The 14816-nt window shown below is 69.7% G+C and carries 14 protein-coding genes; 5 read left to right on the top strand and 9 right to left on the bottom strand.

Annotated elements, in window-relative coordinates; all coding sequences use genetic code 11:
• Positions 1-230: 230 nt before the first annotated feature.
• The 5 genes from ACWDS7_RS11040 to ACWDS7_RS11060 all read right to left on the bottom strand — a co-directional run bounded on the left by ACWDS7_RS11040 (position 231) and on the right by ACWDS7_RS11060 (position 5485).
• The gene (locus ACWDS7_RS11040) at positions 231-1100 is read right to left on the bottom strand and encodes a bile acid:sodium symporter (RefSeq protein WP_451929117.1); all 870 of its coding nucleotides are present in this window, start codon (positions 1098-1100) and stop codon (positions 231-233) included.
• Positions 1101-1152: 52 nt separating this feature from the next.
• Positions 1153-2484: a Dyp-type peroxidase gene (locus ACWDS7_RS11045; protein WP_451929118.1), complete on the bottom strand. Its 1332-nt coding sequence runs from the start codon at positions 2482-2484 to the stop codon at positions 1153-1155.
• 24 nt (positions 2485-2508) lie between these two features.
• Positions 2509-3537, bottom strand: coding sequence for a hypothetical protein (locus tag ACWDS7_RS11050; protein ID WP_451929119.1), 1029 nt, complete (start codon positions 3535-3537; stop codon positions 2509-2511).
• A gap of 45 nt (positions 3538-3582) precedes the next feature.
• Positions 3583-4116, bottom strand: a complete 534-nt coding sequence (locus ACWDS7_RS11055) for a hypothetical protein (RefSeq protein ID WP_451929120.1) — start codon at positions 4114-4116, stop codon at positions 3583-3585.
• A gap of 214 nt (positions 4117-4330) precedes the next feature.
• Complete coding sequence (locus ACWDS7_RS11060; RefSeq protein ID WP_451929121.1) at positions 4331-5485, bottom strand: methyltransferase; 1155 nt, start codon at positions 5483-5485, stop codon at positions 4331-4333.
• 151 nt (positions 5486-5636) lie between these two features.
• On the opposite strand from ACWDS7_RS11060, the gene ACWDS7_RS11065 reads away from it, so the two are divergent.
• Positions 5637-6188, top strand: coding sequence for a DinB family protein (locus ACWDS7_RS11065; RefSeq protein WP_451929122.1), 552 nt, complete (start codon positions 5637-5639; stop codon positions 6186-6188).
• A gap of 250 nt (positions 6189-6438) precedes the next feature.
• On the opposite strand, the gene ACWDS7_RS11070 is transcribed toward ACWDS7_RS11065, so the two are convergent.
• From ACWDS7_RS11070 to ACWDS7_RS11080, 3 genes are all read right to left on the bottom strand, one after another.
• Entirely contained in the window at positions 6439-7731 is a 1293-nt protein-coding gene (locus tag ACWDS7_RS11070) for an erythromycin esterase family protein (protein ID WP_451929123.1), read from the bottom strand.
• Positions 7732-8799: 1068 nt separating this feature from the next.
• Complete coding sequence (locus tag ACWDS7_RS11075) at positions 8800-9336, bottom strand: AAA family ATPase (protein WP_451929124.1); 537 nt, start codon at positions 9334-9336, stop codon at positions 8800-8802.
• A 229-nt stretch (positions 9337-9565) separates the two neighbouring features.
• Positions 9566-9952: a DUF190 domain-containing protein gene (locus tag ACWDS7_RS11080; RefSeq protein WP_451929125.1), complete on the bottom strand. Its 387-nt coding sequence runs from the start codon at positions 9950-9952 to the stop codon at positions 9566-9568.
• 296 nt (positions 9953-10248) lie between these two features.
• Here ACWDS7_RS11080 and ACWDS7_RS11085 point away from each other — a divergent pair, with 296 nt between their 5' ends.
• The 4 genes from ACWDS7_RS11085 to ACWDS7_RS11100 all read left to right on the top strand — a co-directional run bounded on the left by ACWDS7_RS11085 (position 10249) and on the right by ACWDS7_RS11100 (position 13914).
• The gene (locus ACWDS7_RS11085) at positions 10249-10503 is read left to right on the top strand and encodes a hypothetical protein (RefSeq protein ID WP_451929126.1); all 255 of its coding nucleotides are present in this window, start codon (positions 10249-10251) and stop codon (positions 10501-10503) included.
• Between the two features lie 312 nt (positions 10504-10815).
• The gene (locus tag ACWDS7_RS11090) at positions 10816-12057 is read left to right on the top strand and encodes an extracellular solute-binding protein (RefSeq protein ID WP_451929127.1); all 1242 of its coding nucleotides are present in this window, start codon (positions 10816-10818) and stop codon (positions 12055-12057) included.
• A gap of 67 nt (positions 12058-12124) precedes the next feature.
• Positions 12125-13030 carry a carbohydrate ABC transporter permease gene (locus ACWDS7_RS11095; RefSeq protein ID WP_451929128.1) on the top strand — a complete coding sequence of 302 codons (906 nt, stop codon included), beginning with the start codon at positions 12125-12127 and terminating at the stop codon, positions 13028-13030.
• Positions 13030-13914, top strand: a complete 885-nt coding sequence (locus ACWDS7_RS11100; RefSeq protein ID WP_451929129.1) for a carbohydrate ABC transporter permease — start codon at positions 13030-13032, stop codon at positions 13912-13914. Before ACWDS7_RS11095 ends, ACWDS7_RS11100 begins: the two co-directional genes overlap by 1 nt.
• Positions 13915-13926: 12 nt before the next feature.
• Here the strand turns inward: ACWDS7_RS11100 and ACWDS7_RS11105 are convergent, their stop codons facing one another.
• Entirely contained in the window at positions 13927-14802 is an 876-nt protein-coding gene (locus tag ACWDS7_RS11105; protein ID WP_451929130.1) for a sugar phosphate isomerase/epimerase family protein, read from the bottom strand.
• Positions 14803-14816: the final 14 nt, after the last annotated feature.

Raw genomic sequence — 14816 nt, forward strand, 5'->3', positions numbered from 1 at the left:
ACGAGCTGTTCCTGGCCACCGACGCCCTCCGGATCGCCCGGATCGCGCGCAACAAACACCGCAATCTACGCTGGTCCGTCAACCTGATCGTCACCGGCATCACCGTCATGACGGTCACGGTCTTCCTGGAGCGCCTGCTCTGACGCCGTCCGGACCCACCGCGGGCCCCTCCTCCCTCGGACCGCTCGCCTCACGCTCAGGCGGCCGGCACCTCGGCGGCACCGCGCGTCTCAGGCGGTGCCGCCGTCCCGATCGCGGCCGAGCACCGCGGCGATCGGCAGGGCCACCGCCAGACCGCTGATCAGCACCGCGGCGAGCGCCCCCAGCACGGCCCGCTCGTTGCCGAAGGCGATCCCGACGGCGGCCAGCGGAGGTCCCACGTTGCGCACCGCCGTGATGCCTCCCATGGTGGTACGGCGCGCCGGCGCTCCGGTGGCCAGCAGCGTGCCGGCGCCGAACGCGACGACGGACAGGACGGCCCCGGCGAGCAGGGTGCGTGAGCCGAGCAGCGCGACGACGTCGTGCCAGCTGCCCAGGATCATGCCCGCCAGCACCATCAGGAACGTCACGTTCGACACCATGGCGGTGGCCGGGTGCCACGAAAGTGCCGTGGACCGCGCGTAGCGGCGCACCATCAGCCCGACGGCGAACGGCACGAGCTGCAGGACGGCCACAGTCCGCACCAGCGCCGCGACGTCGAGGGAGACTCCCCCGCCGACCTCGGCCAGGGCGAGGATGCCGCTGCTCATCGGGCCGAAGGAGAGGCTGCCCACGGCGGCCAGCAGCACCTGCATCGCCGTGCCCGCGACCACGTCCCCCTTCTGCACCATGCTCAGCTTCGCCCCGAACGGCCCGCCCGGCGACGAGGCGACCAGGACCACGGCGACGAAACCCGCGGCGGGCAGGCCGAACAGCGCGGCGATGCCCCAGCCGAGCAGCGGGACGGCCACCAGATTGGCCAGCAGCGCCAGCAGGAGCAGCGGGAGGTCGGTGAGGACGGCGCGCAGCGCCGACAGCGTGGTCGCGAGACCGGCGGCGAACATGGTGGCCACGATGAAGATCACGGTGACCGCGTTGAACAGCGACTGCAACGCGGTCATGAAGCCTCCAGCCCGGTGACGGCCGCGTCCGGGCGGCGCCTGGCGCCGCGCGTCATTCTCTGAGGTCGCCGAGCCAGCGCAGGGCGCTCAGCGAGGGCATGAAGCAGTATTCTCCACCGCGCGTGACCACGAACCGCGGCAGCGCCCGCAGGCACCGCCGCAGTGGCCTACGGGGAATCGTGAAGTCACCGGGACCGTCGCCGGATCCGACGACGGGATCCCTGGCGTCGCCCGCGCCGAAGAAGACGCCGTCGTTCATCCATTCGGACTGGACGAACTCGAACTGCCGCCCCAGGTGCGCCCCGATGAAGGCGAACATCAGCCCGCGGTCGGCTCCGTCGTCCTCCAGGACGCCGTCGGGCAGCGGCGGGCCGTAGACGGTGCCGCGTCTGATCATCCGGTGCAGTCGCGGCACGCCCGCCACCGCCGCGTCGCGGGGGTTGCCCCGGCGGATGTGGCAGCCGCCGGGGGTGATGAACCCCGCCGGGTCGTCCTGCCGGTAGAGGAAGCTGTTGCGGTACGGGTCGGCGTCGAGGGTGGGATCGTCGCGCTCCGGGCTGAGTGCCAGGGGCGCTCCGCTGCGCCAGCGGCCCATGATCTTCGCCGCCAGCAGTTCCTCGTCGGCCGGATCGGTGGCGTTGTCCCGCAGATAGCGGCGGAAGGCGCCGACGCGCTGGTGGAGTTTGCGGAAGGCCGCGTAGCTGCCGTTCCGTCCCAGCACCTCGGGCTGGAGGCTCTGGACGCCGCCGAGCTCATCAGGGTAGCCGAGCACGAACTCCCCTGCCCTGAGCGGCTCCTCCAGCTTGTTGGATCCGGAGATGCCGCTGCCTTCGACGGCCGGATGGCTGATGCCGTCGCGGTAGCCGAAGGGCTCGGTCTCGGTGGGCAGCGCGTGGCAGTCCTGCCGCCAGATCGCCGTCACGCCGGGCAGGGCGTGACAGGCCGGGCGGGCACGGTCGAGGGCCGCCTCCAGGCGCGCGCTGTCGGGCGCGAGGGCCACCAGCACCACGTGGACGTCGGACGTGCCCAGTGGCGCCTCCCAGTTCGCGGGGGCGCTCTCGCCGACGTCGCCCAATGCCGTGGCGCGCGCGGCCATCCCCTGCCGGAACTCCCAGGCGAACGTCTCCAGCGACTCCTGCGGCACCCCCAGTGCCCTGAGTCCGTGACAGGTGAGCGCGACGCTGACCCAGGTCTCGCCCAGGGGGCTCACCGTGTCGGCGGCCGAGGTCACCACCGCGGCGACGCGCCGCATCAGCTCCCGCCCGTGCGCGCGGTCGTCGATGCGGAACAGGATGTAGGTCGCCGCGTACGGGCTCGGCCGGGGGCTGAGCACCCCGCGCTGGATGTCGTCGAGTTCGAGCACGGCTTGCGTCTGTCCGGTCATGAGCACTCACCTCCGCCTGAAGCGTCACTTGGACGAGACGATGTTCTTCCAGAAGGCGCGCAGGCTCTCATCGCCGCCGAACAGCGAGCTGAAGATCGTTGAGTCGGCCAGGAGCACGTCGCCGGCCCGCTCCCCGCCCGGAGGCATCCACAGGAACATGTTGAACTCGGTGTTGCCGGCCTCGGTGAAGGGGTGCGGTGGCCGCGACAGGTCGATCGGCTGCCTGCCCAGCACGTGAACGGCGTCCGGGTCGTCGGTGGTCACGGCGTAGTGCGGCAGGTGCATGTGGAAGTTGAAGCTGCTGACCCCCTCCAGCCATCCCTTGGTGTCCAGATCCCTGGCGACGGACAGCGGAGCGATCTCCCTGGGCGCCCGCACCGCGGGCCGCAGCCCGTAGCGATTCTCGACCGGCACGCCGAGCTCCCGCATCACGGACCGGAGGTATCGGGCGAAGCGTTGCTGCCGGGGGACCAGGGCGTCGCCGTGGTGGTGGTGTTCCATGTCGCGCACGGCCAGGTCGTCCGAGGCCCCGACGTCGTGGTGCGGCCCCAGGACCAGGCAGGTCCCCTCCCGGGTGAGGAACTGCCGCAGCGCCTCGATCTCCCCGGGCTCGGGCTCCTGGCCGGTGATCATGTGATCCAGTCCGAACACGAGCAGGGTGTCGGTGTCGGCCAGCACCCGCTCGTCCAGCGGAGTGTAGAACCCGGCCTGGTCGATGCGCTGGTAGACGGGCACGGGGTGCCCGGTGGTCTCCTGGGTGAACCGCTGGAACGGCAGCCAGCCCCAGAAGAACAGCTCCAGTGATCCCGCGATGCCCTGCTGGAACCGGAGCGGGTCGGACCACTTGGGGTCCTCGTAGGCGGGCCAGGTCGTCCGCCGCACCTCGGTCATCGTGGAGAAGCGGTTGTCGAGCTCGGCCGGGTCCCGGCCGGCCTCGGCCGGGTAGCTCCACGAGACGTAGATGCTCACCCGTCGCCGGCCGGGGGTGTATTCGCGCGGCACGTGGTCCTGGTTGTAGGTGCGTGCGGTCCTCAGTTCGTTCATCTCGCTCATCTCGTCTCCCGGTCGACAGCGGAGCACGCGGGCCGCGGCCCGATCTCACTGCAGTTGGTCGAGCATCTCCGACAGGGCGCTCTTGATCCGCAGAGCCTTTTTGATCTCGTCGGCGGTGACGTACGGATACTCGCCGTACTCGATGAAGCTCGGGCAGTGGTGCTCACGGACGAATTTGACGAACGCCTCGGGATTGGTCCTCCAGTCCTCGGGGAAGCCTTCGAGGTTCTCGAATGCCGTGCTCACCCCCGCCTGGGTGAACAGCGCGATGGCGTCCTCGGTGTATTTGTCGAAGTCGGTGTCGAAGATCCCCTGATACATGAAACGCGTGTCGCCGTCGAAGAGCACCCAGCGCAGGTAGTGCAGCTTCAGCGGCGCGAGGAGGTTCGGATCGCCTTCCAGCGCCTTGGCCAGCGTGTGACCGTAGTTGCGGATCGCCTCGGCCCGCCCCGGCTTGACGTCCGCGATGATGGTGAACCCGTAGCACGCCGGAGTCCTGGGGAAGATGGGGCCGTATTTGCCCTGTTCGAGCTGGTCGGTCTCCTTGGGAATGACGACCGCCTGAGGCGTTATGTCCATGCCTGCTCCCCTTTCACCCTTAACCCAGCAGAGTCAGAGGGGGAACAGGCCGGAGCCGCCTGACCACAGAATTATCCCATGCCCCGATTGCGATCCGGCGCGCCCCGCCGTACGGCCCGCACCCACCGCTCACGGCGCGGACCGGACACCGGCAGGGCGCGGGCCGGACGTCGGCAGGGCGCGGGCCGGACGTCGGCAGGGCGCGGCCGGCCTGTCAGTTCCTGACGGCCCGCAGGATGACGAACTTCGGGTTGCTCGCGACGACCTCGCAGTTGCCGAAGAGCCGCCGCAGCTTCACGTGGTATCCGAGGTGCCGGTTGCCGATCACCCACAGCTCGCCGCCACGGCGCAGCGCGGCGCGCGACCCGGTGAACATGCGCCAGGCCGTCGCGTCGGTCGTCGCCTGATGGGCGTGGAAGGGCGGATTGTTCAGCACCAGATCCACCGACCCCGCCGGCACCCCCGACAGGCCGTCCCCCACCACGAACCACGCCGTGACGTCCGCGGCGACGTTCGCCCGGAACGTGGCCTCCGCCGAGGCCACCGCCTGGTAGGACTCATCGATGAACATCACCTCGGCTCCGGGACCGGCCAGCGCCGCGGCCGTCCCGACCACCCCGTTGCCGCAGCCCAGGTCCACCACACGGGCACGGCCACGGCGCCGGGGCAGGTTCTGCAGGAAGAACCTGGTGCCGATGTCGAGGCGGTCGGCGCAGAAGACACCCGCGTGGTTGGTGACGGTCAGGCCGGAGACCGCTCCCACGTCGTCGGGCAGCGCGTAATCTCGCGGCCACGGGCTGGCGGACCGGGCGAGCCCGGGATCCGGCGAGCAGAAGATCAGCCGCGCCTTCTTGGCCGCCAGTGACGTCCGGGTCGGCCCGAGGATCTGCTCGAACAGCTTCAGCGTCGAGGTGTGGATCTCGGTGACCATCCCGGCGCCGACGACGACGGTGCCCTCGTGCACACCGGGCGCGAGGCGGTGCAGCTGATCCTCCAGGAGCGCGAGGCTCTTGGGCACCCGGACCAGCAGCACGTCGATCCGCTCCGGCGGCGTGTCCCTGGTCGACAGCAGCCGCACCATGCCCGCCTCGACCCCGTTACGCCCCAGATTGGCCCGGGTCGCCTCCTGGGTGAGGAAGGAATCGGTGATCTGCACGGGGCGGTGATCGGCCAGGGCGGTGACCAGGGCGCCCCACCGGTCGCCCACCACGACCACGGTGCCCGACAGGTCCGTCGGCCCGCCGTCGATCCCGGCCAGGTGCCGTAGCAGGTATTCGTCGGCGGCGTCCCAGGCGCGGAGCGCGTCACGCGGGCCGTCGGGGAAGCGGGCGAGGTCGAACTCACCTCTTGACGTCGTGAAACGGTTCATCGTGCCCACAGGCTAACGGAGTCCCCAGGCGCACCGGCCAATCCGAGGGGCGGCGCCCGGCCCGGCGACCGCCCGGGGCCGCCCGCCGGGAGAAGCCCGCCGCGGCGAAAACCGGTGGCACGGCGGCCGGAGACGATGACAATCTCCGGGGATGACCGCAACCCGCGTCGATCTTCTGATCCGACAACTCGACATCGCCTGGTCCCTGTTCGAGTATCACCTGAAGGACCTCGACGATCCGCGCTGCCTCTGGGAACCGGTACCAGGCTGCTGGACCGTCCGGCCGGACGGCCAGGACCGCTGGGTGGCCGACTGGGAGACGCCCGAACCGGATCCCGCGCCGGCCGTCTCGATCGGCTGGCTGACCTGGCACATCGGCTTCTGGTGGACGACCACCCTGGGCCACTGCTTCGGCTCCGGAGCGCCCGCGCGCGAGGAGATCACCTGGCCGGGCACCGCCGCGGCCACCGCCGACTGGCTGCGCGGGCTGAAGGACGGCTGGCGGGCGAGCCTGCTGCGGCTCACCGACGCCGACCTCGACTCCACCGACAGGACCGCCGGACTGCCCTGGGGACAGCACGAAACGCTGGTGAACATCGCGGGCTGGGTCAACGTCGAGCTGACCAAGAACGTCGCCGAGATCGGCCTGCTGTGCAACCTTCACGGAGCGCGGAGGCATGGCTCCGGCGACGCTTCTGTGTGAGCGCCCGAGGCGGCCGGGGCCGCCGTCCCCGACGGCCCCTCTATGCAGGTCAGGTCTCGGTGAGGACCTTCGAGCACAGCTCGGAAGGGGTTCGCTGACCTGCATTGACCTTGTTTCCCGCACCGTCGCCACCGGGATCCCGTGATCACCGTCGCCGAGATCGAGCGGCCGGAGGAGAGCTGCTCCCGGAGCGGGAAGGTCTTCCCCGCAGGTCAGGAGAGGTCGGGCGGCTCATGCCGGGGCCGGGCCGTCACGGCTTCAGTTTGTCGGCCTCCCGGACGTCGTGGAGGTGGATGAGGACGTCGAAGGAGCGGGCGGCCGCGAGGTCGACGGGCGGGTAGGGGTACTGCGTGCCGATGTTGCGCGTGGGGCGGGCGACGTCCAGCCAGGCGCGCGCCGCGGCCGGGGCGTTGCGGATGTCCAGGTAGTAGTCCTGGTGACGGACCTTGTCGAGGGTGTACTCGTTCATGCCGGGCTTGGCCGCGCCCACGGTGAACTTCTTCCAGTCGCCGCCGAGAGCGGTGTCCTTCGACAGGAAGGAGCCCTGGTTGAAGGTGAAGCCGATGGGGAGGTACTTCTTGCCCAGTGTGTCGCGCAGGAACGATCCCTGGGTCTTGGGATACATCTTGGACGCGCCGGCCACGTATCCGACGTGGTCGTTCTGCGCTGACAGAAGGATCTTGTCGCCGGTGCGCCGCTGCCACCAGGTGATGTTCTGGGCCATCACCTTGTCACGGAAGCGTTGGAAGGTGGGCATCGAGTCCGGGTCTTTGACGTCTATGGTGAAGAACTCAGCGGTCTGGGCGATGGATCGGGCGTTCTGCTCGGCCCATTCGAAGTCGTCTCCGCCGGAGCCCTTCTGGCTGCTGATCAGTTCCAGGGCCTGCTGCGCCTTGGCGGCGAGCTGCTGTCGTTCCGCGAGGGGCTTGCCCAGGTAGGCGAAGACGTCATCGATCGGGCGCAGGCCGGTGTAGAGCTCGTTGAGCCGCGGCAGCGACTCCGGGTGGTGCTTTTGCACGTAGCCGGTCACCCGGCCGAAGAACTCGTCGCTCAGTGTGGGGGCGCCGAGGTCGTCGCCCATGAAGTGGACGGTGCGGCCGGGGTGGCGGCGGTTGTAGTCCCGCATCCACTCGATGAGGCTCACGAACTCCTCGCGGTCCCACGGCGAGTTGGCCAGCGCCTCCTTCGCGATCTTGCGTGCGTCCCCCTTGCCGGTCTGAAGGTAGTCGTCGATCTGGAGTCCCGCGGACCAGCTCAGCTCCAGGGCAAAGGTGGTGAAGCCCTTCTCCTCGACGAGGTAGCGGAAGACCCGCTCCTTCATGGTGAAAAACTCGTGCGAGCCGTGGGTGGCCTCACCCAGGCCGACCACCTCGGCGTCGCCGATCATCGCGCCCAGGGCTCGCAGGTCGGCCGTGTTCCTCCCGGGCTCGGTCGAGCGCAGCGGGTGCGCCGCCTGCTCCAGTGCGTGGACCGGGTTCTGCTTCCCGCCGGCCGTGTCGGCCAGGGCCACCTGAGCCGTCACGGGGACGAGGACCGCTCCCATCGCGATCACCGCCGTTGCCGACAGCCGCCGTCGGCTTACGCGCTTCCGGTCCCTGGCCATGCTGTTTACCCCTTTAACTTGCGTATTGCCACGTGAGAAGGATCAGACCTCGCGGTGAGATCCATACGTCGACGAGATTATGGCTACGCGAGCGCGCCCCCCATGACGCTGACCAGCGTCTTTCGGCTGAGGCGGGCTGGTGTGCCCGGGGTAGGGCGGGCCCTACCCCGGGCCGCTACGAGCCGGCGCGCCGCTTCAGGTCGGCGGCGAACTCCTCGGCCCGGCTCAGCCGGCCGCGCAGTGATTCGCAACGTTCTTGGGCGGCCTGTTCGAACCGGCCGAGCCGTGCCGGCAGTTGCCCACGCTCGGCCGCGTTCAAGGCCGCCGTGCCGGTGGCCGATTCTCGTCTTCATGGCGCAGGTGCCCGAGCTCGTCGACGTCCCGTGGATCGTCTATCCGCTGGTCGGCGGCGCGCTCGCGCTGATGGTGTCCCTGCCCCGCCCGACCAAGGCGGTCCCGGCCCCGCTGATCTCCATCGCGGCGCTCACCGCGCGCACCGTCGGCGCCCACCTGGCCGTGCCCAACGTGCCACTGCTGGAATTCGGCCCCACACCCGCCGGAGGACTGGAGGGCCTGGCAGGTGGGTGGTGGTACATCCTGCTGCTCAGCGTGGCCGGCGAGGCGGCGGCCTTCCTCGCCGTCGGCCTGGAGCCCTCTGCTCGCTCTGGTGGTCGTGCACTACTACCGCCGCCGCGCTGCCTCACCCCGCGGCCTCTCCGTAGGGTCGCGTCGCCAAGGGCCTGTGCAGAGTTCGGATCTTCAGGCGGGATGGAGGCCGCGGATCCACATGATGGCTCCGCGGAGATGAAGGCCGGCGAGGTAGCTGTCGGGAATCTTGTCGAAGCGGAAGGCCGGGCCACGCCATTCCTTGATCCGATCGATGCAGCGTTCGGCTGTGTTGCGCTCCTTGTAGATGTCTTGATCGTTACTGACCGGGCGGCCACCGCGCGAGCCGCGGTTCTGAGCAGAGCCGGACTCGCGCGACCGAGAGCTGTCGCGATACGCGGTCTAGCTGGAGCTGATGGTGAGCTCGTGGGCCCACCCGAGCACCTGTGCTGCCAGCCCGGCATGATCTGCGCCGACGGCATGGAACACGGGCGTGATCAGCTCCCGGCCCTGCGCCGCGTCCGCCAGGGCGTCGTCGATCCACTCCCGCGGCGTGCCGCGCTCCCGCAGCCGGCGTTCCCGCTCGGCGTTCGGGCAGTCCAGTAGGGCCCAGTGGACCGGCCCGTCCCATCGACCGAACACCGACATCTCGTCGGCGTCGGGGATCGGACACATCAGCAGCACGGGATGACCGGCCCGGCGCACCATGGTCACGATACGTCGCCACATCCGGTCGTAGGCAGGCCAGATCGGCGCCGCCTCCGGCTCCGCGATCGGCACGCCGATCAGCTTGCCGTCCTCGAGCAACTCGTCCATGTCCATCACGACCAGCCCGTCCGCCGCGCGAAGGAGGTGCGGCAGCAGCGTTGTTTTGCCCGCACCGGGCGCGCCCGCGAGCAGGCACAGGGGCGCGTCAACGCCCTTGAAACGATCTCCCATCCAGCCGATGCTAGCCAGTCGGATGCTGACTGCCACCTGGTTAAAAGGGCGACGGAGTTCCTATACGCGAGTGGGTGACCCACACGGCCAGAAGACGATGCTTCCAGACTCATGCGCATGACTGAAAGCCGGGCCGTTCCCCCACTGACGACGTATGACGCGTAACACCAGGCGAGACTCACCCTGGGTAACTGATCATCGGGAGTGAGCCGGAGCCTGGTGCCGGGGTTCAGCGCGGGAACGCATCGCCCGCCATCGTGGCGTCGGCCGGGGCCTGTTGGACGGGGTGCCTGACGTAGTGGATCGCCTCGACCTGCTCGAGGGTCACCAGGCCCTCGGACATGAGCTCGTCCAGCTGCGGCAGGAAGGCGCGGATCCGGTCTTCGGAGTCGATGATGGTGATCGCGACCGGCAGTTCGTCCGACAGAGACAGGATGCGGGCCGTGTGGATGCGGGAGGATGCGCCGTAGCCCTCGATTCCGCGGATCACGCTGGCGCCGGCGAGCCCGCTGCGGTGCGCGCGGTGCACGATCTCGAAGTAGAGGGGCTTGTGATGCCAGAGGTCGTTCTCGCACACCAAGATCGTCAATCGCATGGCGGGGCCGTGGAGTTTCATGGCCGCCTCCTACCAGTACCTAGGCGGAACACCACTGGTAGGGACCGTTGACGAAGACGCACTCCGTGGTTGTCCCCGCGCGTGGGCGGAGGCGGCGGGCCCCACCGCCGCAGCCCCGGAAAACCGGGTTTCACCTGGCATTATATCGCTGGAGAGACCGATCCCGTCGACCCCGACGTCGATCTCGCCGAGGCGCGCCGGCGTCGCGGGTTGCGCCGGGCCCGCTACGGCGTGGTGGCGATGGCCGCCGCAGGCGGCGCGATCGGAGCAGGCGCCCGCTACGGCGCGGCCCTGCTGTGGCCGACCGCGGCCGGTGGCGCGCTCCGCCGGCCCGTACGGCGAGCGGCCCGGCCTTCCTCGGCGCCGGGGCCGGTCCGAACCAGTGCCCGGCCGCGGGCCGCCGGATCTTCCTCAAGTGGGTCCGCGTCGATCCCGGCAGGCGGGTGGTCGCGGCCAGGCTGCCGGACGCCGCGGCGGTCCGCGTCTCCGCCATGGCGCCGGGCGACAGGCCGCCGGAGTGGACGACAAGATCGCGGACCGCGGCCCGGTGACGTCGGGAATCATCGCCGACCCGGCCGCCGGGAGGTCCGGCCGCGCCCCGTGAACCCGTCGGGTCCGGGAGGGTGCGCCGCCCGGACCCGACGGCCCTTCCGGCGTGGAGCCACCCGGACCCGGCGGACCTTCCGGTATAGACCAGCACCCCTATCTGTCGCCGGGTCGTTGCGAATCCGATATCTGCTGGTATAGACCGACCATTTGCTGTCCACTTACGCTGGCGGAGCCGTACGCCGGGGGCTCCCTTCCCGCCCCTCCCCAACCGGTACGGACCAGCACTCCCCCAGTTCAAGGTGGTAATACCCGTGATGAACAAGAAGATCGCCGGCGCGACCACCCTCGGCGTGGCCGCCTTGCTGGCCCTGTCCGCCTGTGGCTCAGGCGGTGACGACGACGGCTCGGTGACGTTGAAGCTGGTCGCGGCGGACTACGGCGCCGGCCCCACCGCGCCCGACAGCGGCGAGAAGTTCTGGAAGGGCGTCACCGACGAGTTCACCGCCGCCAACCCGAAGATCAAGGTCGAGGTCCAGGTCATCAACTGGAACGACATCGACAAGCAGGTCGCCACCATGGTGCAGAACGGGCAGATGCCCGACATCCTGCAGACCGGCGACTACTCGGGCTTCGTCAAGGACGGCCTGCTCTACAAGACCGACGAGGTGCTCTCCTCCGGCACCCAGTCGGACCTGCTGGCGAAGTTCGCGGAGTTCGGCAAGGTGAACGGCGCGGCGTACGGCATCCCGTTCGTCTCCTCGGCCCGGGCGCTGTTCTACAACAAGGACCTGTTCGGCAAGGCCGGGATCACCGAGGCGCCCAAGACCTGGGACGAGGTCAAGGCCGCGGCAGAGAAGCTGAAGAAGGCCGGGGTCTCCCAGCCCTTCGGCCTGCCGCTCGGCCAGGAGGAGGCGCAGGCCGAGTCGTTCCTGTGGTTCCTGGGCAACGGCGGCGGCTACAAGGACGCCGCGGGCAAGTGGACGGTCGACTCGCCGCAGAACGTCGAGGCGTTCACCTTCCTCAAGGGCATGGTCGACGCCGGCCTGACCACCCCGAACCCGGGCACCAAGGACCGCAAGAAGGTCTGGGAGGACTTCGCGGCGGGCAAGGTCGGCATGGTCAACGGCGGCCCCATGTCCATCCCGATCTTCGAGAAGGGCGGCCTGACCAACTTCGGCGTCGCCCCGATCGCCGGCAAGACCGGTCCGCTCGACACCACCCTCGGTGTCATGGACTGGATCATGGCCTTCAACAAGAACGGCCACAAGGAGGAGATCAAGAAGTTCTTCGACTTCTTCTACTCCTCCTCCGCCGTGCAGAAGATCAGCGACACCTACAAGCTGCTGCCGGTGACCACCTCGGGCATCGAGAAGCTCTCCTCCGACGAGAAGCTCAAGCCGTTCCTGGACGCGCTGCCCAACGCCACCTTCTACCCGTTCACCGACCCCAAGTGGTCCGATGTGAACACCCAGATCAAGCAGACCGTCGGCAACGCCGTCACCTCCGACCCCGCGGCGGTGCTCGGTTCGATCCAGAAGGTCGCCGAGGCCGGCTGATCCAGCGGTACGGCCTGCGCCCACATCCCGCGGCGCAGGCCGTACCTCCTTGTAGGAAGCAGGAGTTATGCAGCAGATCTCCACCCTGAAGAGGGTGGCCCGAGCGCTGGGACCTCTCGCCTGGATCGGCCCGGCGGTGGCGCTCATCGGCGTGGTGGTCGTGTGGCCGGTCGTCACGATGATCCAGTCGTCGTTCCTGAGGATCAGCCGGTTCGGTGTGGTCCAGGGGACGAACGGGCTGGACAACTACGGCAAGCTGTTCGACGAGCCAGACTTCGGCGGAGTGATGTTCCGCAGCCTGATCTGGGTGGTGGCCGTGGTCACCCTCACGGTCCTGCTCTCGCTCGGCCTGGCCCAGCTGTTCAACCAGAAGTTCCCCGGCCGCCGGGTCGCGCGCTGGGCGATGATCGCGCCGTGGGCGGCCTCGGTGCTGATGACCGCGATCATCTTCAAGTGGATGCTCGACCCCGAGGTCGGCCTGATCAACATGATCCTGCGCGACCTGGGGCTGCTCGACGCCCTGGGCGGCGCGGACGCCGATCCGCTCGGCGACGCCTCGACCGCGATGCCGTGGCTGATCGCCGTGGCGGTGTTCGTCTCGCTGCCGTTCACCACCTACGCCCTCCTGGCCGGCCTGGCGACGATCCCGGCGGACGTCTACGAGGCGGCCAGGATGGACGGCGCGGGCAGGCTGCGGATCTACTGGTCGATCACGCTGCCGCTGCTCCGTCCGGCGCTGACCGTGGCGACGCTGATCAACGTGATGAACGTCTTCAACAGCTTCCCCATCATCTGGGCGATGACGCACGGCCAGCCGGGCTACTCCACGGCCACCTCCACGATCTTCATGTACATCCTCAAGGGCTCCGACATCGGGGAGTCGGCCGCCATGTCCGTCGTGAACTTCGGCATGGTGATCGTCCTGGTGGCGATCTTCCTGAAGGTCAGCAACTGGAAGACCGAGGTGTCCTGATGACCGTCACCCAGACCGCGCCCGTGAGCCGGGCCACCGGCCGCACCGCGTCTCCGGCGCCGGTGCGGAGGCTGCCGTCGATCAAGACGGTGATCGTCGCGGCGAGCGCCTACCTGATCGCTTTCGTCTTCCTCTTCCCGTACCTGGTGATGGTCCTCACCGCGCTGCGCCCGCAGGAGGACCTGCGCACGGCGACCTACCTGCCGGACTCCTTCGCCTGGGAGAACTTCACCGGCTTCTGGTCCGGGGGGCTGGCCGACAACCTGCTGGTCACCCTGGAGGTGGCCGCCGGGTCGACGATCCTGGTCCTGCTGGTGGCGCTGCCGGCGGCCTACTACACCGCCCGGCACGAGTTCCGGGGCCGCACGGCCTTCCTGGTGCTGGTGCTGATCACCCAGATGTTCCAGCCGACCGCGATGCTGGTCGGCATCTACCGCGAGTTCTTCCAGTTCGGCATGGTCGACTCGATCTGGTCGCTGATCCTGGTCAACGGAGGCTTCAACCTGGCCTTCGCGGTCTGGATCCTCAACGCCTACTTCTCCTCCATCCCCCGCGAGCTGGAGGAGGCGGCGTTCATCGACGGCAACGGCCGTTTCGGCGCGCTGTTCCGGATCACGCTGCCGCTGGCGGCGCCCGGCGTGGTCACCGCGCTGATCTTCACGTTCATCGCCGCCTGGAACGAGTTCGTCGTCGCCCTGACGCTGATCACCTCACCGGCCAAGCAGCCGCTGCCCGTGGCGCTCAACTCCTTCATCGGCCAGTACGAGGTCGACTGGCAGAACCTGTTCGCCGGCTCGGTGATCGCCACGGTCCCGGTCATCATCCTGTTCGCCCTGATCGAGAGGAAGGTCGTGGGCGGCCTGACCGCCGGGTCCATCAAGTGAGGCCCGTGCGGCTCACCCCTCGGAGGGCGTGGGCCGCACGGCACCCGGGCCGGAGAGGGAGAAGCGGCGCACCCAGGCCACGGCCCCGGGAATCACCTCTTCCAGGGGCGCGACGTGCGGGTACCACGTCCGTTCCCACTCCAGCGACACCCAGCCGTCGTATCCCCGCCCGCGCAGCAGCGTCCCCGCCTCTTCCAGCGGGACCACGCCCTGTCCCATCGGGACCGGGGTCAGGTCGGGTCCGGCGTCCTTGACCTGGACGTAGGCGAGGTGGCCGCCGAGGGCCGCGAGCGTGTCCGCCGGGCTCTCACCGTGCCGCCAGGGGTGGAGCAGGTCCCAGATCGCCCCGGTGACCTCCGGCTCGTCCGCCCCGTCGAGCAGCCGCGCCACGGCCGCGCCGGTGGGCATCGCGTCGTGGGTCTCCACCAGCATCCGCACCCCCAGCCGCCTGGCCTCCGGCGCGACCGCCCGCAGCCGCCGCGCCCCGACCGCCGGGTCCTCCCCCCTGGGGAACACCCGCACCCCGGGCGCCCCGAGGTCGGCGGCGAGGACCAGCTCGGCGGTCAGCGCCTCGACCACCGGCCCGTCGTCCCCCGGCTCACAGATCCCGGTGTATCCAGCCAGGGCCGAGATCTCCAGCCCGGCGGCGGCCACCGCCGCCCGGACCCGGGACCGGTCGCCGGGCGGCTCCGCCCGGCCCTGGTCTCCGGAGCCGCCGGAGGCCCGCGGTGCGGTACGGCCGCCGCCCGCCGCCGGCAGGCCGACGTGGACACCGGTGTCGGGGTGGAGGCGCAGCTCCAGCCCGTCGCACCCGTGCGCCGCCGCGATCTCGATCGCCTCGGGCAGCCCCTCGCCGGGCAGGCCCAGCGTGCTGAAGGACAGTTTCAATCCGGCTCCATCTG

Source organism: Streptosporangium sp. NPDC003464 (genome assembly GCF_053588315.1).